The sequence below is a fragment of the Shewanella electrica genome (genome assembly GCF_022321485.1).
Taxonomy (GTDB): domain Bacteria; phylum Pseudomonadota; class Gammaproteobacteria; order Enterobacterales; family Shewanellaceae; genus Shewanella; species Shewanella electrica.
Window position 1 is genome coordinate 1 of record NZ_JAKOGG010000044.1, and the last position, 650, is coordinate 650.

Here is a 650-nt window from a genome sequence, read left to right on the forward strand (position 1 = left end):
GCTATATCCGTTTGGCACCCCATAGCATCGATTGAGATTAAACCCCCTTTGATATCCAACAACTCCAATAATGCAGGAATAGCAGTGATTTCATTGGACTTACTTTCGGTCTTCATTTGCCCGAGCACAACGTTATTTTCCGTTGCAAAGGCATTGACCATGTGGATGGCTGACATTCTGTTTTCGCGGTTATATGAACCACATAGCCGTTTACCATCTATAGCGATAAGCCGACCTTCTGATAACACAGAAATGGACTTCATCCAGTCAATAAAACAATGTTGAAACTGCTCACTATCTATTCTCGATATCACTCGAGCGATGGTATCGTGAACAGGTAGTCCATTCTTAAATAACCCTTTGTTCGTAAACCAATTAAAGTGGAGTTCACCAAAATCTTCGATATCTTCCCAACCCTGTGCTCCAGCTATCGAGGCACACACCACTAGGAATAAAATATCAGTAAATAAGTGCTCGACTTTGGCTGATTGGCGGGGATCTTCTAAGGAACTGAAGAACTGTTGAAATGCACCTGAATTCATAGGACTCTCCACAAAAGAGAGAATAAGATCACAGCCAGTATGAAGCGTCCAGCCCTTTGGAGAAATATCATGCTAATAGTTCAAATTACGTTCGTGATCTTGCCCTGG

At 42.2% G+C, this 650-nt stretch carries 1 protein-coding gene; it reads right to left on the reverse strand.

Annotated features, from left to right (window positions below):
• The coding region (locus tag L9G74_RS19870; RefSeq protein WP_238898506.1) for an ISAs1 family transposase at positions 1 to 542 on the reverse strand (542 nt) is incomplete at its 3' end.
• Between the last annotated feature and the right edge of the window lie 108 nt (positions 543 to 650).